This is a genomic window from Sphingomonas sp. (assembly GCF_048595155.1).
In the GTDB taxonomy this organism is placed as follows: domain Bacteria; phylum Pseudomonadota; class Alphaproteobacteria; order Sphingomonadales; family Sphingomonadaceae; genus Sphingomonas_I.
This window is the reverse complement of record NZ_JBMDXN010000062.1, coordinates 1-19039: the sequence shown is the minus strand read 5'-3', so window position 1 is coordinate 19039 and position 19039 is coordinate 1. Positions and strand designations below refer to the sequence as shown.

Here is a 19039-nt window from a genome sequence, read left to right as displayed (position 1 = left end):
GGCGCGGGGCCCGCGGTTTACGCCGGGGCGGCCGTGCCCCCCCCCCCCCCCCCCCCCCCCGGGGGCGACGCATGTCAAAACGTTTCGTGCCCCCGGGCGATCGCGGCGACGCCGGTGCGCGCGACCTCAACCAGGCCGACCTCGCGCATCAGCTCGAGGAATTTGTCGATCTTCTCGGTGCCGCCGGTCACTTCGAAGACGAAACTGGAGATGGTCGCATCCACGACCCGGGCGCGATAGACTTCCGCCAGGCGCAAGGCTTCGATCCGATGATCACCGCTGCCCTTGACCTTCACCAGCGCGAGTTCGCGCTCGACATGGGGCCCCTCGGCAGTGAGATCATGGACCCGCAGGACCGGCGGCAGCCGATCGAGCTGCGCGATGATCTGCTCAATCACGAGCGGCGGCCCCGACGTGACGATGGTAATGCGGCTGACCGTCTCATCCTCCGTCACCTCGGCGACGGTCAGGCTTTCGATATTGTAGCCACGGCCGGCAAACATGCCCGCGATACGCGCCAGGATACCCGGCTCGTTGGCAACGGTGACGGAGAGCGTGTGCCGCTCGCTGGCTTCTGTCGGAATGGGAATTGATACGCGCGTCGCCCCGGCGGTGGTGGGGGCCGCTGTAATGGAAGGCGCGTCGCGTGCCGCAAGCGGCCCCGGCCTCCGCCGGGGCGACGATGCAAAGTTAAACGAGCGCCCTGGCCTCGTCGTCCATCTCGCCCGACACTTCATTGGCCTGGAGGATCATCTCCGTATGAGCGGCACCACTCGGGATCATCGGGAAGCAATTGGCGAGCTTGGCGACCCGGCAATCGACCATGACAGGACCGTCATAGGCCAGCATCTCCGAGATGCCGTCGTCCAGCGCGTCCGGCTGCTCGATCCGAAGGCCCTTCCAACCATAGGCTTCGGCCAGCTTCACGAAATCGGGCAGCGCTTCCGAATAGCTGTGCGAATGACGGCCCTGATAGGTCAGGTCCTGCCACTGGCGGACCATCCCCATATATTCGTTATTGAGGATGAAGACCTTGATCGGCAGGGCATATTGGGTCGCGGTCGACATCTCCTGGATGTTCATCATGATCGACGCTTCCCCGGCGATATCGATCACCAGCGCGTCGGGATTGCCGATCTGCGCGCCGATCGCCGCCGGCAGGCCATAGCCCATCGTGCCGAGCCCGCCCGACGTCAGCCACTTGTTCGGATCTTCAAAGTTGAAATGCTGGGCCGCCCACATCTGATGCTGGCCAACTTCGGTGGAGATGATCGGCGCGCGATGACGCGTCGCCTCCCACAGCCGCTTGATCGCCAGCTGCGGCATGATCTCCGCCGAGGAGCTGGGAAAATCGAGGCACCGCTTTGCCCGCCACCGATCGATGTCGGCGAACCAGCCCGACAGATCCGCCGCCTGGTGGCCGCGCTGACGCCATACGGCGACCATCGCCTCGATCGCGCGTCCGGCGTCGCTGACGATGCCGAGTTCGGCCGACACGATCTTGTTGATCGACGACCGATCGATATCGACATGGATCTTGCGGGCATGGGGCGCGAAGGCGTCGAGCCGGCCGGTCACACGATCGTCAAAACGCGCGCCCAAGGCCACGATCAGGTCCGCCTTGTTCATCGCCATATTGGCTTCATAGGTGCCGTGCATGCCGAGCATGCCCAGCCACTTCGGCGAGGATGCCGGCAGCGCACCCAGCCCCATCAGCGTCGAGGTGACGGGCGCGCCGGTCAGCGCGACCAACGTGCGCAGCGCCTCGCTCGCGGCCGGGCCGGAGTTGATGATGCCGCCGCCGGTGTAGAAAACGGGCCGCTCCGCAGCCGCGATCATCTCCACGGCGCTTTCGATCGCCTGCGCGTCGGGCTCGGTCTGCGGCTTATAGCCCAGGCTCTTGCGCGGGACGTCGGTGGCGGTGGCGGCAACCTGCACGTCCTTCGGCAGATCGATCAGCACCGGACCGGGGCGGCCTGTCGTGGCGATGGCGAACGCCTCGCGAATCACGCCTTCCAGCTCGGCCGGATCCTTCACCAGATAATTCTGCTTGGTACAGTGGCGGGTGATGCCGACCGTATCGCATTCCTGAAAGGCATCCGACCCGATCAGCGCCGTCGGCACCTGCCCGGTGATGACGATCATGGGGATCGAATCCATCAGCGCGTCGGTGATGCCGGTGACCGCGTTGGTCGCGCCCGGCCCCGACGTCACCAGCACGACGCCGGGCTTGCCGGTCGAGCGGGCATAGCCTTCGGCGGCATGGGCGGCGCCGCCTTCCTGACGCACGAGAATGTGGCGGATCCGATCCTGCCGGAAAATGGCGTCGTAGATCGGTAGCACCGCGCCACCCGGATAGCCGAATACGACCTCAACGCCGAGATCGATCAGCGTCTCAATCAATATGTCTGCACCGGTACGTTCGTGGGCCATTGCTCTGCTCAAATGTGTGCGGAGCGGGGCGGTTAGTCCGCTGGGCTGCGGCTGTCAACCAAGGATCAGAATTTTGTTTCTGTAACAATGGTTCGAGCGTAATTTAATTACGTGCCTTAGTGATATATCGCCATCTTATTAGTGTTCAAGCTGGTGCCGCAGCCACGTGCCTTGCCGTTTCGCATAGTTACGCGTGGCCTGCTTCAAGGCCGCCACCGCATGGGCGATATCGTCCAGGCCACGGATATAGCGCGACAATTCCATGACACCGATGGCACGCATCACCGGCAGATCCGGCTCCAACCCCCGTTCCAGCAAAGCCGCCACTTCGTCGAGCGCGCCTGCCGCCATCATCGCATCGACGCGCGCATCGCAGCGGGCATAAAGGTCCGCGGTGGGGAGCAGGATAGTCTCGATCTCCAGCGCGACCTGCTCGCGAATCCCACCCACGCGCTCCGCACGCCAATCCAGGATCGATCGGCCAGAGCTTCGTACCACCTCTAGCGCGCGCTGGAGCCGGCTTGTGTCATTCGGATGCAGGCGCGCGGCAGCGCGCGGATCCTCTGCGACCAGCAGCGCGTGCGCATCGGCTGCAGCCAGCGCGCGGACCTGATCGCGGATTGCAGGATCGACCGGCGGGATCGGGGCGATGCCGTCGAGCAAGGTGCGTATATAGAGGCCGGTCCCCCCGACCAGGATGGGCAAACGGCCCTCCCCCTGCGCCTGTGCGATCGCGGCGCGCGCTTCATCCGCCCAGTCCGCAGCCGAGCAGGCGACGGCCCCGTCACGATGACCGAACAGGCGATGCGGCACGCGCGCTTCCTCCTGTACCGATGGTCGTGCGCTCAGGATGCGCAGGTCGCGATATACCTGGCTCGCATCCGCATTGATGATCGTGCCATGGTCCGCCTCAGCCCGGGCGATCGCGCGCGCCGACTTGCCGCTGGCGGTCGGCCCTGCGATGAGCAGGAGCCTGGGGCGATCCGAAGGGGACGACGTGGACATTGCGACTTTGATAGCATCGAACGGGGATCTGTCTTTCGCCGATATCGACCAGGCCCGCGACGCATTGGGCGGGATCGGCGCCATGGTGGGCGAAACGGCGTGGATCGACGAAGGCGTCGCCGCCGATCTGCCCTTTGGCCGCGTCGACCATGGCGCGGCGCGCGCCGCACTGGAAGGATTGCTGCCGGGCATCGATGTCGTGGTGCAGGCCACGCAGGGCCGCGCCAAAAAGCTGCTGCTGGCGGACATGGATTCCACCATGATCACGATCGAATGTATCGATGAGCTGGCCGATTATGCGGGCATCAAGCCGCAGATCGCCGAAGTCACCGAACGCGCCATGCGCGGCGAATTGGATTTCGAAGAGGCACTGGATGCCCGCGTCGCCCTGCTGAAGGGGCTGGACGAGGATGCGATCGAACGGTGCCGGGCCGAGCGGGTGCGGCTGATGCCGGGCGCGCGCACCCTGGTACAGACGATGAAGGAATATGGTGCACGAACCGTTTTGGTTTCCGGTGGCTTTACCGTATTCGCCGATCGGGTTGCCCAGGCGATCGGCTTCGATCGCGCGCTGTCCAATCATCTCGGCATGGGCGGGGGGGTGTTGAACGGCACGGTGGCGCGCCCGATCGTGGGTGCGACGACCAAGCGGGAAACGCTGATCGCGGAGCGGGAAACATTAGGGCTGGATCGCAGCCAAACCCTGGCCGTGGGCGACGGCGCCAACGATATCCCGATGATCGAGGAAGCCGGCCTGGGCGTCGCCTATCATGCCAAGCCGCGCACGGCGGCGGCGGCCGACGCCCGGATCGCCCATGGGGACTTGACCGCATTGCTCTATGCGCAGGGCTATCGCCGCGCCGATTGGGTCGAATAGGGCGCGAAGCGCGCTGCGATCAGGGCGCAACCACGAAGCATTGGCCGCCGGCGCTGCGCACCTGCGTGCAGAGCCGATCCGCATCGGAGCGGCCGGATATGCCCCACGCCTGCAGACGCTGAACCGCGTTGGCCGCAACCACGCGCTGTTCATAGGTCGCCAGCTGCGGCACTTTGGCGGACAGGCGCGTCCAGCTCTCCTTGGCACGATCGGACGATCCATAGGCGCCGAGCTGCGCTTTCCAGGCGCCGCGCTGCGGCGGCGCGCCAGACGCGGTGGACAGAGCGGTTGCGGGTGCGCCCGTACTGACCGTCGGCTTGAGCGTCTTGGCAGGGACGGCAACCGGGCCCGATCCGCCGGCGATGCGGGTGGCGCTTGAGGCGGCGTTGAGAGCTTCGCGCTGCGCGATCGTACGGATCGGCGGCAGCGTAGCCAATATCTCGTCGGCTTTGGCCCGGTCCGACGGCAGAAGATATTGATCCATCAGATCCAGATTCTTCTGGGCCGCAGGCAGGCCGGCCGACGCCGCGCGCATCGTCTGCGCATAGGCCAACGGCCAATCCCGGCTGGTATAGTCGCCGTTGAAATGGGCGGTGCCCAGCACGTACAGCGCGCGCGCATCGCCGCGTGCCGCCGCCTTTTCGATATAGGGCATGGCTTCCTTGCGATCGCCGCGCGCGAACAAGGCGAAGCCCAGTTCCTCGCTCGCCCGGATATGTCCGCGCTCGGCGGCCTTGCGATACCACGTGATCGCCGTGTCCGGATCGGCCGTAACCCCGCGGCCGGACCGATAGGCTTCGGCGAGAGCGAATTGGGCATTGGCATCGCCTGCTTCGGCCTTGGCCTGAACCATGCGCAATTCGGGGACGATCGCGCCGTCGGCGGCCGCCGCCAGGACCAGCAGCGCCAGCACGACGCGCTTCATCGAATCGCCACCCCGCCCTTGATCACCTGCATCACCCGCCCCTGCACCGGCAGCCCATCAAAGGGTGTATTCCCCGCCGTCGCCGCCATTTTATCCGATTCAATCCGCCATGGCGCGTCCGGATCAACAAGTATCAAGTCCGCTTCGGCGCCAATCGTCAGCGATCCGCCGGGCAGACCGAACAAGCGTGCCGGCGCCCCCGCCACCAGATCGAACAGGCGTTCGATGCCGATCACGCCGTCGCGGACCAGCGTCAGCCCGAAGGCCAGCAGCGTTTCGGCACCGGCCATGCCCGCTTCCGCATCGGCAAAGGGCAAGCGCTTGGCTTCGGGGCCCTGCGGATCATGCCCAGAACATAGCAGGTCGATCGTGCCATCCGCGATCGCTGCCAGGCAGGCGCGGCGGTCATCCTCGCCACGCAGCGGCGGCGACAGCCGGGCGAAGGTGCGAAAGCCGGTGACGGCGCTATCCGCAAGAAAGAGGTGCGCGGGGGTGATCCCGCAACTCACCGGCAGGCCCTTGCGCTTCGCCTCGCGCACGAGCGTCAGCGCGCGGGCGGTCGTGACCTGGCGCACATGCAGCGGCGAGCCGGTGGCCTCCACCAGAAGCAGGTCCCGCGCCAACGCGATCGCTTCCACTTCGGCCGGCGCCGACGCCAGGCCGAGCCGGGTGGCGGTCTCTCCTTCCGTCATCACGGCTTCGCCTGCCAGCCCGGCATCCTCGGCATGAACGACCGTGCGCAATCCGAGCGCGCCGGCATAGCCCAACAGACGGTGCATCACGCCCGAATCGGCGATCCACCGGCGGCCGGTGGCAACGCCGCAGGCGCCGCCTGCCTGCATCAGCCCGATCTCCGCCAACTCGGCCCCAGCGAGACCCCGGGTCGCGGCCGCGAGCGGATGAACCCAGACCCGCGGCTTGCCCGCCGCGGCGGCATGCTGAACCAGCGCCACCGTATCGATCGCTTCGGAGCGATCCGGCATCAACAAGGCGCGCGTAATGCCGCCGGCCGCGAAGGCGGCAGGATCGATCGCGAACACGCCGACATCGATCAATCCGGGCGCGATAAGCCTGCCCTGGGCATCGATGACAGAAGCACCCGCAGGACGGTCGAACGCGCCAACCGCAGCGATCCGGCCATTTTCCACCAGCACAGCGCCATCGATCACGCCTTCAGGCGTGACGACCCTTCCGTTCACGATGACGAGCGCGCCTACCATCCGGCTATTCCCCGGCGGGCGCGGGTGAGCACATCGAGGCACGCCATACGTACCGCGACGCCCATCTCCACCTGCTCGGTGATGGCGGACCGTTCCAGATCGTCGGCAACGTTGCTGGCAATCTCAATCCCACGGTTCATCGGGCCGGGATGCATCACCAGAGCGTCGGGCGCCGCTTTCGCGAGGCGATCATAGGTCAGGCCGTAGAGAGCGTGATATTCGCGCGGACTGGGGACGAACCCGCCGGCCATCCGCTCCCGCTGCAGGCGCAGCATCATGACGACATCCGCCCCGTCCAGCCCTGCATCGAAATCGGTGAAGCGGCTGACGCCCATCCGCTCGATCCCGGCCGGCAATAAGGTCGGCGGCCCCACAACCCGGACTTCGGCGCCGAGCGCGGTCAAAGACAGGATGTTCGAGCGCGCGACCCGGCTGTGCAGGACGTCGCCGCAGATGGCGACGATCAGCCCGTCGATCCGTCCCTTGCGGCGGCGGATGGTGAGCGCATCGAGCAGCGCCTGGGTGGGGTGTTCATGGCGCCCGTCGCCAGCATTCAGCACCGGGCAGTCGACCTTGTCCGCGATCAGCTGGACGGCGCCGGACGCCTCGTGCCGGATCACGATCATGTCGGCCCGCATCGCGTTTAGCGTGATCGCAGTGTCGATCAGCGTCTCACCCTTCTTCACGCTGGACTGGGCCACGGCCATATTGACCACGTCGGCGCCCAGCCGTTTGCCGGCAATCTCGAACGACAAGAGAGTGCGCGTACTATTCTCGAAGAAAGCGTTGATCAGCGTGAGGCCGGCGAGGCGATCGTCATGCTTGGCAGTGCCGCGATTGAGTGCAACCCATTGCTCCGCCTCGTCCAGCAGAAAGGCAATTTCATGCGGGTAGAGACCGGCTATCCCGGTCAGATGGCGATGCGGAAACGGGTGAACTTCGCGGCCATCGTCGAAGCTGGGGGGCGAAGTGGACATTAAAGCCGCGTCCTAAGCGCGCGCGCCGGGAAGCTCAAGAGTGCGCAGAGGCGAGCGCGTCGATTGCGCCCTGCAGGATGTAGGCCGCCGCCATCTTGTCGACCAACTCGGCCCGCCGCGCGCGGCTGGCATCCGCGGCGATCAGTGTGCGCGTGACCGCCGCGGTCGACCAACGCTCGTCCCACAGCAAGGTGGGAAGCGCCATGTCCACCAGATTGCGGGCGAAGGCACGCACCGACTGAGTGCGCGGGCTGTCGCTGCCATCCAGGTTGAGCGGCAGGCCGATGACGAGGCCCTTGACCTGCTGTTTGGCGGCGAGATCGCGCAGGATCGCACGATCCACGCTGAACTTGGTGCGGCGGATCGTTTCGGCCGGACTGGCGATCGTCCACATCGCATCGCACAGCGCGATACCGATCGTCTTAGTGCCGACGTCGAGCCCGGCCAATCGCCCACGCATGGGCAGCAAGGCGGCAAATGCGGCGAGATCGCTGCCGATCATCGCGCCAGGAAAGCCTTCAGGCGCAGCGCCACATCGTTGCGAACATTGGCCCAGAATAGCGCATAATCGAAGACGTGGTAGTTATTGCCCGGTAGCACATAATTGCCGTAGCCCGTGGGCGGACCGCCGATCAGCAGCAGCCCCTCCGGCGTGCAGCGCGCCGGGACGGCGCCGGTCACGAGATCGGCGCCGGCCATATCGGCGTGCGGCACCAGCGCGCCGCGATTGGCGGACGCCGGGGCGGCAGTGCCGGGCGTGCCCAGCAATGGATTGACGCAGAGCATCGGCGTCCCCTTGCGCGGCGCGCCGGTCAGGCCCCGGCTCTGATCGAAATAGGCCGAGATGAGGGTCGGCTCGGCCGGTTCCGCGAAGCTCTGCCAGCTCAGGATACAGCCGGATTGGGCGGCGGTCGCACAGCCAGGCAGCCCCAAGGCCGGCAGATCGGCGGTTGTGGAGATCGGCCACCCGACGGCGTAAACCGCCACGATCCGCCTGGCGACTGGCCGACCGGCAACCTTCTCCTGCAAGAGACGCAGCAGATGAAGCGATCCCTGGCTATGACCGGCCAGGATGATGGGGCGATCTGACGGAATCGCGGCTACGAACGCGTCGAATGCGCGCGCCACGTCCCGATAGGCGAAGTCGATCGCCTTGCCCGAACGCGGATCGTCGGCCGCAAGGAACGCGCCCAAGGTCGCCTGACGATAGCGCGGCGCCCACACCTCCGCCACGCCGTTGAAGGCGCTGGCCTGGCTGCGGGCGAAGAGGCCGAGCCGATAATTGGCCTGGGCATCATTCAGCGGCGCGTTCCAATGCCCGCGATCGAGATAGGTGGTCGGCGCGATGTAGAAGACCGCCGCCCGCGGCGTATCGGTGGCCGCGATACCGGGCGGCGTCCAGCGCGACGGATCATCCCGCATGCCCGGCCGGGCCAGCCACGCGGCCGGCTTCGTATAATCCGGCGCGGTGGCATCCGGCAGCGCCGAAAAGGCCACGTCGGGGACGAAAGCCATGCGCATCAGGCGATCCTGCATCAGGCTCCACCCGAGGCCGACCGCCAACACCAGCACGATCAAGGCGGCAATGATGTACAGGAAGCGCCGGGCGAGCATGACGCCGCGATGGCGGAAGTCGACGGGCGGTGCAACGCCCAACCCGATCGGCGTCAGATGGGAGGCCTGGATGAGAAAGCCCTTCGCGCAGGCGCGCCTGCACAGCGCTTGATGGAGGGCAGTACGGCTGCTAGCCGCGCCTCTATGTCCGTAGACGAAACCACAGTCCGCAAGATCGCGAGTCTTGCCCGCATCGCCGTCTCCGACGGCGAGGTCGCGGCGATGACCGGCGAACTCAACAATATCCTCAACTGGGTCGAGCAGCTCGGCGAGGTCGATACGTCCGGTGTCGAGCCGCTGCACGCCGTGATCCACAATCAGCTGCGCCTGCGCGACGACGTCATCACCGATGGCGATATCCGCGACGCCGTGCTCGCCAACGCGCCACAGGCCGAACATGGCTTCTTCGCCGTGCCGAAGGTGATCGAATGATGCCCCCGTTTCCTTCCCCCGTTCACCCTGAGCTTGTAGAAGGGTCGTTCTGTCTTTTGGGGAGCGAGAAAGAAAAGCAGGGCTTCGACAGGCTCAGCCCGAACGGAGTGAGCGCATGAGCGATCTAACCGATCTTGGCATCGCGCAGATCCGCGATGGCTTTCGCGACGGCGATTTCACCGCGCGCGAAGTCGCCGAAGCGTTCAACGATGCGGTTGCCGGCGCCAAGGCGCTGAACGCCTTCATCGTCGAAACCCCCGAACATGCGCTTGCCGCGGCCGACGCCGCCGATCAGGAGCGCAGCGAGGGTTCGGTGCGTCCGCTGTCGGGCGTACCGCTGGGCATCAAGGATCTGTTCTGCACCGATGGCGTGCAGACGACGGCGGCCAGCCACATGCTGGAAGGCTTCGTCCCCAATTACGAATCGACCGTCACGGAACGCCTGTTCCTCGCCGGCGCAGGGATGCTCGGGAAGCTCAATCTCGATCAGTTCGCAATGGGATCGTCCAACGAGACGAGCTATTTCGGCAATGTCATCAGTCCCTGGCGGCGCAACGACGGCGGCAATGCGCCGCTGGCGCCCGGCGGCTCTTCCGGCGGAAGTTCTACAGCCGGCCCGGCTCTCATCGCGCCGGGCGAAACTGGGACCGATACCGGCGGATCGAACCGCCAGCCCGCCGCCTTCACCGGCATTTCCGGTATCAAGCCGACCTACGGCCGCTGCTCGCGCTGGGGCACGGTGGCGTTCGCCTCCAGCCTGGATCAGGCGGGCGCGATGGCGCGCGACGTGCGCGATTGCGCGATCATGCTGGAAGCGATGGCGGGCTTCGATCCGAAGGACGCAACCTCGCTCGACCTGCCCGTGCCGGAATGGGAAGCCGGCTTGTCATCGGACCTGCGCGGCAAAACGATCGGTATCCCCAAGGAATATCGCGTCGACAATATGCCGCGCGAGATCGAAGGGCTGTGGGAACGCGGCATCCAGCTCGTTAAGGACGCCGGCGCCAACGTGATCGAGGTGTCGCTGCCGCACACCAAATATGCGCTGCCAACCTATTATATCATCGCGCCGGCGGAAGCCTCCTCCAATCTCGCCCGCTACGACGGCGTACGCTATGGTCTGCGCGACCTGCCGGACGGCGCCAATCTGCAGGACATGTACGCCGCGACGCGCGCCGACGGCTTCGGGCCTGAGGTGAAGCGCCGCATCATGATCGGCACCTATGTGCTGTCGGCGGGCTTCTACGACGCTTATTTCACCAAGGCGCAGAAGGTGCGCGCGCTGATCGCCCGCGACTTCGCGCAGGCATTCGAAACATGCGACCTGCTGCTGACGCCGACCGCGCCATCGGCGGCGTTCGCGCTTGGCGAGAAAGCGGACGATCCGCTTGCCATGTACTTGAACGATGTCTTCACCGTACCGAGCTCGCTGGCGGGCCTGCCGGCAATGTCGGTTCCGGGCGGGCTGGATCAGGCGGGTCTGCCGCTGGGCCTGCAGGTGATCGGCAAGCCGCTGGACGAACAGGGCGTGCTCAACGCCTGCCTCGCCATCGAGGAGCGCGCCGGCTTTACCGCGCGCCCCGGCGAGTGGTGGTAAGGATCGAACGATGACCGAAGCTACATATGTGATCGAGGGGGCCACCGGGCCGTGGGAGGTCGTGATCGGGCTGGAGGTCCATGCCCAGGTCACGTCCAACGCCAAGCTTTTCTCCGGCGCGGCGACCGCCTTCGGCGCGGAGCCGAACACGCAGGTCAGCCTGGTCGACGCCGCCATGCCCGGCATGCTGCCGGTGCCGAACAAGGAGTGCATCCGCCAGGCGGTGCGCACCGGCATGGCGATCGGCGCCAAGATCAACCGCTGGAGCCAGTTCGACCGCAAGAATTACTTCTACGCCGATCTGCCGCAGGGCTATCAGATCAGCCAGCTCTACCATCCGCTGGTGGGCGAAGGCGCGATCGAGATCAGCCTGGACGACAAGGATCCGGAAGCCGCGACCAAGACGATCGGGATCGAGCGCATCCATGTCGAGCAGGATGCGGGCAAGCTGATGCACGATCAGCATCCGACGCGCTCCTATGTCGACCTCAACCGCTCCGGCGTGGCGCTGATGGAGATCGTCAGCAAACCCGACATGCGCTCACCCGCTGAAGCCGGCGCCTATCTGCGCAAGCTGCGCGCGATCCTGCGCTATGTCGGATCGTGCGACGGCAATATGGAGCAGGGCTCGATGCGCGCCGACGTCAATGTCAGCGTGCGCAAGGCGGGTGCTGAATTCGGCACGCGCACCGAGACCAAGAACGTCAATTCGGTCCGCTTCGTCATGGCTGCGATCGAAGGCGAGGCGCGCCGCCAGATCGACGTGCTGGAAGCCGGTGGCAAGATCGTCCAGGAGACGCGCCTCTACGATCCCGATCGGAATGAGACGCGGTCGATGCGCTCCAAGGAGGATGCGCACGATTACCGCTATTTCCCGGATCCGGACCTGCTGCCGCTCGAACTGGACGATGCCTTCCTCGCGGAATGTGAGGAAAGCCTGCCCGAGCTGCCTGACGCGAAGCGGCATCGGTACGAGCAGGGGCTCGGCATTTCGGCCTATTCGGCGGGCGTCATCACCGCCGATGTGGAGACCGCGCGCTGGTTCGAGGCGCTGCTTGCCGCAACCGGCAAGCCCGAGACGGAGGTCGCCAAGCCGGCCGCCAACTGGCTGACTTCCGAATTGTTCGGCGCGCTCAATCGGCTGGGCAAGGATATCAGTGACAGTCCGGTCTCGCCGCAGCAGGCAGCGGAACTGATCGCGCTGGTGGCTGACGGCACCTTGTCGGGCACGCTTTCCAAGCAGGTGTTCGAGATCATGCTGGAGACGGGCGAGGACGCGTCCCAGATCGTCGAGGAGCGCGGGCTCAAGCAGACCAGCGACACCGGCGCGATCGAAGCGGAGATCGCGAAGGTCATGGACGCCAATGCCGACAAGGTCGCCGAATATCGCGGCGGCAAGGACAAATTGTTCGGGTTCTTCGTCGGTCAGACGATGAAAGCGATGGCGGGCAAGGCCAATCCCGCCGTCGTCAACGAACTGCTGCGGAAGGCATTGGACGGCTGAGCCGTCCTGCTCGGCAGGCGGACTGGCCGGCGCCCTGCGGGTTAGTTCGCCTGTAGCGCCGGCTTGCCGTCGCCGTCAGATCTCCCGCTGGTCGCGCTGATCGGGTGCGCGGACATCGTCGGGATTGTCCTCGACATTCTCGCGCCCGGGATCGCGGACGGGGGTCACCTGCTCCGGCGAATCGGATGGCCCGGACGGGATCGAATCCGGATTCGCGTCGGGATGGGTGGCCATAGTTGCTCTCCTTGTCCCCCAAGAACGATTTGCTGACGCACAGGGTCCGCGCAAACCTTGCCCTCACGCGCGGGCTGCTATAAGCGCCCGCTTCCGACATTACGTGCCGCGGGCGTGGCGGAACTGGTAGACGCGCTGGATTTAGGTTCCAGTATCGCAAGATGTGGGGGTTCGAGTCCCTTCGCCCGCACCAGCTCGCCTGATCCGCCGGCCACCCATTTTTCAAGGCTTTGAGTAGCGATCATGCAGACTGTCGAGACGTTGAACGAGGGCCTTCGCCGCTCCTACAAGCTCACCATCCCGGCGCAGGATATTGCCGCCAAGGTGGATGCCGAAGTGAAGCGCGCTGCGCCGACGATCCGCATGCCCGGCTTCCGGCCCGGCAAGGTTCCGCCGAACCTGATCAAGAAGATGCATGGCGAGGCGCTGGAGCGCGATGCGCTGAACACGGCCGTCCAGGAAGGCGTCCAGTCGCTGATCAGCGAGCAGGGCCTGCGCCCGGCGATGCAGCCGCAGGTCGAGCTGGAAGAAGATTATTCCGCCGGCAAGGACGTCGGGGTGAAGGTCGAGCTGGAAGTGCTGCCGGACGTGCCGACACCGGCGATCGACGGGCTGAAGCTCGAGCGCCTGACGGCCGAGCCGACCGAGGAAGAGATTGACGCGCAGCTCAACCGTTTTGCCGCGCAGCAGAAGAGCTTCACCTCCGCGCCGGAAGGCCACCCCGCGATCGAGGGCGACCAGGTCATCATCGATTTCGTCGGCAAGACCGCCGATGGCGTCGCCTTCCCGGGCGGCACCGGCGAGGACATGGCGGTAGAGCTCGGCTCGGGCCGCCTGATCCCCGGCTTCGAAGCCCAGCTGGAAGGTGTGAAGGTCGGTGAGGAGCGTACGCTCAACGTGACCTTCCCCGCCGAATATGGCGAAAAGAGCCTGGCCGGTAAGCCCGCGACCTTCGACATCGTCGTCAAGGACGTGAAGGTCGCCAGCGAAGCGAAGATCGACGACGAATTCGCCAAGAGCCTGGGTCTCGAAAGCCTGGAGAAGCTGCGTGAGCTGTTCAAGGGCCAGATCGAGCAGGAACTGAACGGGCTCACCCGCACCCACATGAAGCGCAAGCTGCTCGACCAGCTCGCGCAGGGCCACGATTTCCCGGTGCCGCCGTCGATGGTGGAAGCCGAGTTCGAGCAGATCTGGCGTCAGCTGGAGCATGAGGCCAGCCACGAGGAAGACCCGGCCGCCGCGCTCGCGGAAATGGAGAAGGATCGCGACGATTATCGCGCGATCGCCGAGCGCCGCGTGCGCCTAGGCCTGTTGCTGTCCGAGATCGGCCGCCAGCACAATGTCGAGGTGAGCGCGCAGGAAATGCAGATGCTGGCAGCGCAGGCAGCCCAGCAATATGCCCCCAAGGACCGCCAGCGGTTCATGGAATATATCCAGTCGGATCCGGTTGCAGCCGCGCAAATCCGCGCGCCCCTGTACGAGGACAAGGTCGTCGACTTCCTGTTCGACAAGGCCGACGTGACCGATCGCAGCGCGACCCGCGAAGAGCTGGAAGCCGCGATTGAAGCCGAGGATGACGGCAGCCCGGCACCGCACGTGCACGGCCCGGATTGCGATCACGACCATGATCATCATCATGATCATGATCACGCGCCCAAGCCGAAGAAGGCTGCAGCGAAGAAGGCCGCTCCGGCAACCAAGGAAGAGGCGGCTCCTGCGGCGACGGAGGAGGCTGCGGCCACCCCCGCGAAGAAGCCGTCCGCCAAGAAGGCAGCGGCAGCCGTGACGGAAGAGGCCCCTGCCGCCAAGCCGGCCAAGGCCAAGAAGGCCGCAGCTGCAGCGCCGGCGGACGGAGAGGCTGAAGCCGCTCCGGCCAAGAAGGCCGCGACCAAGAAGGCGAAGGCCTAAGCGCGATGACGCAAGGATTGACGGCGGCGGGCATGCGCGTCGCCGTCATCCTGCCCTGCTATAATGAAGAGGCGGCGATCGGCGCGACCGTCGCCGGCTTTCGTGCCGCTTTGCCCGACGCGGCGATCTTCGTGTTCGACAATAATAGCAGCGATCAAACGGCCGCGCGCGCCGCGGAAGCAGGCGCGATCGTGCGGCGTGAGACGATGCAGGGCAAAGGCCATGTCGTCCGTCGCATGTTCGCCGACATCGAGGCGGACGTCTATGTCATGGCCGATGGCGATGCGACCTATGATGCCGCCGCCGCGCCGGCGATGATCGAGCGCCTGGTCGACGAGCACCTCGACATGGTGGTCGGCGCCCGCGCGAGTGAGGTCGAAGCGGCCTATCGCCGCGGCCACCGCTTCGGCAATCTGGTGCTGACCGGCATTTTGGCCCGCCTGTTCGGCCGCACGTTCAGCGATATCCTGTCCGGCTATCGCGTCTTTTCGCGCCGCTTCGTGAAGAGCTTTCCGATCCTGTCGGCCGGGTTCGAGATCGAGACCGAGATCAGCGTGCACGCGCTGGAACTGCGCATGCCGGTGTCGGAAATCGTCACCCAATATGGCGCCCGGCCCGCCGGATCGGCTTCGAAACTATCCACCTACAGTGATGGCTTGCGCATCCTGCGCACGATCATGACGCTGTTCCGGCTGGAGCGCCCGGTTTTGTTTTTCGGCTCGATCGGCGCGCTGTTGGGTGCGATTGCGGTGATCCTGGCCGTGCCGCTGATGATCACCTATGCGCATACGGGTTTGGTGCCACGGCTGCCGACGGCGATATTGGCCACCGGCCTCGTGATCGTCGCCTTCCTGTGCTTCTTCACCGGGCTGATCCTGGACACGGTGGTGCGAGGCCGACGTGAGGTGCGCCGGCTGGCCTATCTCGCGCTGCCCTCGGTCGCCGGTTAGCCGCGGCCGGCACAGTGGCTGCGGTTTCACGCGACGTTCATCGCGCATGCCTAGGCTACTAGCGCGATGGCCGACATCGATCCGAGCTTTACGCGCCTCGTGCCCGCCGAACTCGCAATCATAGTTCCGACGTTCAACGAGGCCGCCAATGTTGCGCCGTTGGTGGAGGCGGTCGCGCGCGCCCTGCCCGGCGTGCGATGGGAAATGGTGTTCGTCGATGACGATTCCCCGGACGGGACATCGGAGGCGGTACGCCGGATGGCGCAGGCGGATGCCCGTGTGCGCATCGTGCACCGCTATAACCGCCGTGGGCTGGCATCCGCCTGTATCGAAGGGATATTGGCGACGGCGGCGCCTTATGTCGCCGTCATGGATTCCGATCACCAGCATGACGAGCGGATCGTCGCGACGATGCTGACACGGATCAAGCAGGGCGGTGTCGATCTGGTGGTCGGCAGCCGCTATATGGAAGGCGGCGGGCTGGGCGAATGGTCGCGCGGGCGCGTGCTGGCGAGCCAGCTCGCCACGCGGATGGCCTCCAGCCTGACGCGCGTGTCGATGAGCGATCCAATGAGCGGATTCTTCCTCATGCGGCGTGATGCCTTCATGCGGTCGCTGCCGAACCTGTCGTCCGTCGGCTACAAGATCCTGCTGGATATCGCGGCCAGCGCGCCCACACCGCTGCGCATCGCGGAAGTGCCCTATACGTTTCGCATGCGCGAGCATGGCGAGAGCAAGCTCGATAGCCTTGTGCTGTGGGAATATCTGCAGCTCATCCTGGACAAGGCGTTCGGCCATCTGATCCCACCGCGTTTCATGAGTTTCGCGCTGGTCGGCGGGTTCGGTATCTTCGTCCACTTCCTGGTGCTGACCCTGATGTACAAGGGCGTTGGCATCAGCTTCGACATGTCGCAGGCGATCGCCAGCATCGTCGCCATCTCCAACAATTTCTTCCTCAACAACGCGCTGACCTATCGCGACCAGCGGTTGAAGGGGCGGTCGCTGCTGTATGGCTGGATCAGCTTCAACCTGGTCTGCGCCACCGGCGCCGCCGCCAATATCGGCATTGCCGACTGGCTGTTCGGGCGGGACACCTATTGGATCCTGTCGGCCATTCCGGGCGTGCTGATCAGCGTGGTCTGGAATTACGCGATGTCGTCGCTTTTCACCTGGCGCCGGAAGTAGCGCGCAATCCGCGATCGAATCCCTTGAACCCGTGCCACTGAACGCCGATGTTGTGTGAACCAGAGGGCCAAAGGACCTAAATTTCCATGACCGACCACGCTGACATCACCGCAGGGCTCGTACCGATCGTTATCGAGCAATCGACCCGCGGCGAGCGTAGCTTCGATATCTATTCCCGTCTGCTGCGTGAGCGGATCGTTTTCGTGACCGGCCAGGTCGAGGACCATATGGCCTCGCTGATCACCGCCCAGTTGCTCTTCCTCGAGTCCGAGAACCCGAAGAAGGACATCTATATGTACATCAACTCGCCGGGCGGCGTGGTCACGGCGGGCCTCGCGATCCACGACACGATGCAATATATCCGTCCGCGCGTCGGCACGGTCTGCATCGGACAGGCGGCGTCGATGGGCAGCTTCCTGCTCGCGGCCGGCGAACCGGGCATGCGCGTGGCGCTGACCAACAGCCGCATCATGGTGCATCAGCCTTCGGGCGGTGCGCAGGGTATGGCGGCCGATATCGAGATCCAGGCCCGCGAGATCCTGCGCATGCGCCATGCGCTGAACAGCCTGTATGCCAAATATACCGGCCAGACGATCGAGCAGATCGAACATGCCATGGACCGCGACAAATTCCTGGAAGCGGAAGAAGCCAAGGCGTTCGGTATCATTGACGAAGTGTTCGACAAGCGCCCGGCGCCGACCGAGGACGTCGCCCAGGCGGCCTAATCGGACGGAACTGTAGAAGGCGCGGAGGCATATAGGCATTGCCTCCGCCCTTCTCCGGGCTAGGATGATGGTAGACTCGGTCGGCCGAGGATTAGGATTATTATGACGAAGCTGAGTGGCGGCGATTCCAAGAGCACCCTGTACTGCTCGTTCTGCGGCAAGTCGCAGCACGAGGTACGCAAGCTCATCGCCGGCCCGACCGTGTTCATTTGTGACGAGTGCGTCGAGCTGTGCAATGACATCATTCGCGAAGAGACGAAGGCGACCTTCGTCAACCGCAAGGATGGCGGCACGCCTTCGCCAGCCGAGATCAACGCGCATCTCGACGATTACGTGATCGGCCAGAAGCAGGCGAAGCGCGTTCTCTCCGTCGCGGTGCACAACCATTACAAGCGGCTCAACCATGGCGCCAAGGGCGCGGATGTCGAGCTCGCCAAGTCGAACATCCTGCTGGTCGGTCCGACCGGCTGCGGCAAGACCCTGCTCGCGCAGACGCGGGCCAAGACGTTCGATGTGCCGTTCACGATGGCCGATGCGACCACGCTCACCGAGGCGGGTTATGTCGGCGAGGATGTCGAGAACATCATCCTGAAGCTGCTTCAGGCGTCCGACTATAATGTTGAGCGCGCGCAGCGCGGGATCGTCTATATCGACGAGATCGACAAGATCAGCCGCAAGGCCGACAATCCTTCGATCACCCGCGACGTGTCGGGCGAAGGCGTGCAACAGGCGTTGCTGAAGCTGATGGAAGGCACGACCGCGAGTGTTCCGCCGCAGGGCGGCCGCAAGCATCCGCAGCAGGAATTCCTGCAGGTGGACACGACCAACATCCTGTTCATCTGCGGCGGTGCTTTCTCGGGTCTGGAAAAGATCATCGGCGATCGTCTGCAGGGCAAGTCGATCGGTTTCGGTGCGTTCGTGGCGGCACCGGAAGAGCGTCGCACCGGAGAGGTGCTGCGTCAGTGCGAGCCCGAGGACCTGCTGAAGTTCGGCCTGATTCCGGAGTTCGTCGGTCGTCTGCCCGTCATCGCGACGCTGGAAGATCTGGACGAGCCGGCTCTGGTCAAGATCCTGTCCGAGCCGAAGAACGCGCTGGTGAAGCAGTATCAGAAGCTGTTCGAGATGGAGGGCGTGAAGCTTTCCTTCAACGACGAGGCACTCTCCGCGGTCGCCAAGAAGGCGATCCTGCGCAAGACCGGCGCGCGCGGCCTGCGCTCTATCCTGGAAGCGATGCTGCTCGATACGATGTTCGACCTGCCGTCCATGGATGGCGTCGACGAGATCGTGATCGACAAGGATGTGGTTGAAGGCCGTAAGGATCCGGTCCGCGTCTTCGCCAAGAAGAAGGAAAAGGCGGGCGGCGACGCGGCCTGAGGGCCGCTCATCCCGCTTTCGTCCGGCGGGCGGTTGTGAGAGGAAGCCGGCATGCACCTGCTTCACGATCCTGCCGCCC

18 protein-coding genes and 1 tRNA gene are annotated in these 19039 nt (G+C 65.2%); 10 read left to right on the top strand and 9 right to left on the bottom strand.

Features of this window, described 5'->3' with window-relative positions; genetic code table 11:
- Nucleotides 1-74: 74 nt before the first annotated feature.
- The 3 genes from ilvN to miaA all read right to left on the bottom strand — a co-directional run bounded on the left by ilvN (nt 75) and on the right by miaA (nt 3438).
- Entirely contained in the window at nt 75-590 is a 516-nt protein-coding gene (gene ilvN, locus ACOJSI_RS10260) for an acetolactate synthase small subunit (protein ID WP_420138187.1), read from the bottom strand.
- 100 nt (nt 591-690) lie between these two features.
- Nucleotides 691-2433 carry a biosynthetic-type acetolactate synthase large subunit gene (ilvB, locus tag ACOJSI_RS10255; RefSeq protein ID WP_420138186.1) on the bottom strand — a complete coding sequence of 581 codons (1743 nt, stop codon included), beginning with the start codon at nt 2431-2433 and terminating at the stop codon, nt 691-693.
- Nucleotides 2434-2571: 138 nt separating this feature from the next.
- On the bottom strand, nt 2572-3438 hold the full coding sequence (miaA, locus tag ACOJSI_RS10250; RefSeq protein WP_420138185.1) for a tRNA (adenosine(37)-N6)-dimethylallyltransferase MiaA: 867 nt from the start codon (nt 3436-3438) through the stop codon (nt 2572-2574).
- Here miaA and serB point away from each other — a divergent pair.
- Nucleotides 3431-4315, top strand: coding sequence for a phosphoserine phosphatase SerB (gene serB / locus ACOJSI_RS10245; RefSeq protein WP_420138184.1), 885 nt, complete (start codon nt 3431-3433; stop codon nt 4313-4315). The two genes, miaA and serB, sit on opposite strands and share 8 nt — an antisense overlap.
- Before the next feature lie 19 nt (nt 4316-4334).
- Here serB and ACOJSI_RS10240 read toward each other — a convergent pair whose 3' ends face one another.
- The 5 genes from ACOJSI_RS10240 to ACOJSI_RS10220 are packed head-to-tail and all read right to left on the bottom strand — an operon-like array spanning nt 4335 to nt 9051.
- Nucleotides 4335-5240 carry an SPOR domain-containing protein gene (locus ACOJSI_RS10240; protein WP_420138183.1) on the bottom strand — a complete coding sequence of 302 codons (906 nt, stop codon included), beginning with the start codon at nt 5238-5240 and terminating at the stop codon, nt 4335-4337.
- Entirely contained in the window at nt 5237-6460 is a 1224-nt protein-coding gene (locus ACOJSI_RS10235) for a dihydroorotase (protein WP_420138182.1), read from the bottom strand. Before ACOJSI_RS10235 ends, ACOJSI_RS10240 begins: the two co-directional genes overlap by 4 nt.
- Nucleotides 6454-7437 carry an aspartate carbamoyltransferase catalytic subunit gene (locus ACOJSI_RS10230; RefSeq protein ID WP_420138181.1) on the bottom strand — a complete coding sequence of 328 codons (984 nt, stop codon included), beginning with the start codon at nt 7435-7437 and terminating at the stop codon, nt 6454-6456. Before ACOJSI_RS10230 ends, ACOJSI_RS10235 begins: the two co-directional genes overlap by 7 nt.
- Nucleotides 7438-7471: 34 nt before the next feature.
- Nucleotides 7472-7939: a Holliday junction resolvase RuvX gene (gene ruvX / locus ACOJSI_RS10225; protein ID WP_420138180.1), complete on the bottom strand. Its 468-nt coding sequence runs from the start codon at nt 7937-7939 to the stop codon at nt 7472-7474.
- Complete coding sequence (locus tag ACOJSI_RS10220; protein WP_420138179.1) at nt 7936-9051, bottom strand: DUF3089 domain-containing protein; 1116 nt, start codon at nt 9049-9051, stop codon at nt 7936-7938. Before ACOJSI_RS10220 ends, ruvX begins: the two co-directional genes overlap by 4 nt.
- A gap of 144 nt (nt 9052-9195) precedes the next feature.
- Between ACOJSI_RS10220 and gatC the strand changes: the two genes are divergently transcribed.
- The 3 genes from gatC (at nt 9196) to gatB (ending at nt 12584) form a co-directional block, all read left to right on the top strand.
- Nucleotides 9196-9483: an Asp-tRNA(Asn)/Glu-tRNA(Gln) amidotransferase subunit GatC gene (gatC, locus tag ACOJSI_RS10215; protein WP_420138178.1), complete on the top strand. Its 288-nt coding sequence runs from the start codon at nt 9196-9198 to the stop codon at nt 9481-9483.
- A 115-nt stretch (nt 9484-9598) separates the two neighbouring features.
- The gene (gene gatA, locus ACOJSI_RS10210; protein WP_420138177.1) at nt 9599-11080 is read left to right on the top strand and encodes an Asp-tRNA(Asn)/Glu-tRNA(Gln) amidotransferase subunit GatA; all 1482 of its coding nucleotides are present in this window, start codon (nt 9599-9601) and stop codon (nt 11078-11080) included.
- Nucleotides 11081-11090: 10 nt separating this feature from the next.
- Complete coding sequence (gene gatB, locus ACOJSI_RS10205; RefSeq protein WP_420138176.1) at nt 11091-12584, top strand: Asp-tRNA(Asn)/Glu-tRNA(Gln) amidotransferase subunit GatB; 1494 nt, start codon at nt 11091-11093, stop codon at nt 12582-12584.
- Nucleotides 12585-12659: 75 nt separating this feature from the next.
- Here gatB and ACOJSI_RS10200 read toward each other — a convergent pair whose 3' ends face one another.
- Nucleotides 12660-12818 (bottom strand): hypothetical protein, encoded by a 159-nt coding sequence (locus ACOJSI_RS10200; RefSeq protein ID WP_420138175.1) that lies wholly within the window; start codon nt 12816-12818, stop codon nt 12660-12662.
- A gap of 108 nt (nt 12819-12926) precedes the next feature.
- Between ACOJSI_RS10200 and ACOJSI_RS10195 the strand changes: the two genes are divergently transcribed.
- The 6 genes from ACOJSI_RS10195 (at nt 12927) to clpX (ending at nt 18960) form a co-directional block, all read left to right on the top strand.
- Nucleotides 12927-13011, top strand: a tRNA-Leu gene (locus tag ACOJSI_RS10195).
- 50 nt (nt 13012-13061) lie between these two features.
- Nucleotides 13062-14726 (top strand): trigger factor, encoded by a 1665-nt coding sequence (gene tig, locus ACOJSI_RS10190; protein WP_420138174.1) that lies wholly within the window; start codon nt 13062-13064, stop codon nt 14724-14726.
- A gap of 5 nt (nt 14727-14731) precedes the next feature.
- Nucleotides 14732-15676 carry a glycosyltransferase family 2 protein gene (locus tag ACOJSI_RS10185; protein WP_420138173.1) on the top strand — a complete coding sequence of 315 codons (945 nt, stop codon included), beginning with the start codon at nt 14732-14734 and terminating at the stop codon, nt 15674-15676.
- 66 nt (nt 15677-15742) lie between these two features.
- On the top strand, nt 15743-16861 hold the full coding sequence (locus ACOJSI_RS10180) for a glycosyltransferase (protein WP_420138172.1): 1119 nt from the start codon (nt 15743-15745) through the stop codon (nt 16859-16861).
- Nucleotides 16862-16947: 86 nt separating this feature from the next.
- Nucleotides 16948-17586 carry an ATP-dependent Clp endopeptidase proteolytic subunit ClpP gene (gene clpP / locus ACOJSI_RS10175; RefSeq protein ID WP_420138171.1) on the top strand — a complete coding sequence of 213 codons (639 nt, stop codon included), beginning with the start codon at nt 16948-16950 and terminating at the stop codon, nt 17584-17586.
- Nucleotides 17587-17688: 102 nt separating this feature from the next.
- Nucleotides 17689-18960: an ATP-dependent Clp protease ATP-binding subunit ClpX gene (gene clpX / locus ACOJSI_RS10170; protein WP_420138170.1), complete on the top strand. Its 1272-nt coding sequence runs from the start codon at nt 17689-17691 to the stop codon at nt 18958-18960.
- Nucleotides 18961-19039: the final 79 nt, after the last annotated feature.

Coding starts and splice junctions, on each gene's coding strand:
- ilvB (WP_420138186.1), bottom strand. CDS start 2,433: ATGGCCCACGAACGTACCGGTGCAGACATATTGATTGAGACGCTGATC.
- miaA (WP_420138185.1), bottom strand. CDS start 3,438: ATGTCCACGTCGTCCCCTTCGGATCGCCCCAGGCTCCTGCTCATCGCA.
- ACOJSI_RS10240 (WP_420138183.1), bottom strand. CDS start 5,240: ATGAAGCGCGTCGTGCTGGCGCTGCTGGTCCTGGCGGCGGCCGCCGAC.
- ACOJSI_RS10235 (WP_420138182.1), bottom strand. CDS start 6,460: ATGGTAGGCGCGCTCGTCATCGTGAACGGAAGGGTCGTCACGCCTGAA.
- ACOJSI_RS10230 (WP_420138181.1), bottom strand. CDS start 7,437: ATGTCCACTTCGCCCCCCAGCTTCGACGATGGCCGCGAAGTTCACCCG.
- ruvX (WP_420138180.1), bottom strand. CDS start 7,939: ATGATCGGCAGCGATCTCGCCGCATTTGCCGCCTTGCTGCCCATGCGT.
- ACOJSI_RS10220 (WP_420138179.1), bottom strand. CDS start 9,051: ATGCTCGCCCGGCGCTTCCTGTACATCATTGCCGCCTTGATCGTGCTG.
- gatC (WP_420138178.1), top strand. CDS start 9,196: ATGTCCGTAGACGAAACCACAGTCCGCAAGATCGCGAGTCTTGCCCGC.
- gatA (WP_420138177.1), top strand. CDS start 9,599: ATGAGCGATCTAACCGATCTTGGCATCGCGCAGATCCGCGATGGCTTT.
- gatB (WP_420138176.1), top strand. CDS start 11,091: ATGACCGAAGCTACATATGTGATCGAGGGGGCCACCGGGCCGTGGGAG.
- ACOJSI_RS10200 (WP_420138175.1), bottom strand. CDS start 12,818: ATGGCCACCCATCCCGACGCGAATCCGGATTCGATCCCGTCCGGGCCA.
- tig (WP_420138174.1), top strand. CDS start 13,062: ATGCAGACTGTCGAGACGTTGAACGAGGGCCTTCGCCGCTCCTACAAG.
- ACOJSI_RS10185 (WP_420138173.1), top strand. CDS start 14,732: ATGACGCAAGGATTGACGGCGGCGGGCATGCGCGTCGCCGTCATCCTG.
- ACOJSI_RS10180 (WP_420138172.1), top strand. CDS start 15,743: ATGGCCGACATCGATCCGAGCTTTACGCGCCTCGTGCCCGCCGAACTC.
- clpP (WP_420138171.1), top strand. CDS start 16,948: ATGACCGACCACGCTGACATCACCGCAGGGCTCGTACCGATCGTTATC.
- clpX (WP_420138170.1), top strand. CDS start 17,689: ATGACGAAGCTGAGTGGCGGCGATTCCAAGAGCACCCTGTACTGCTCG.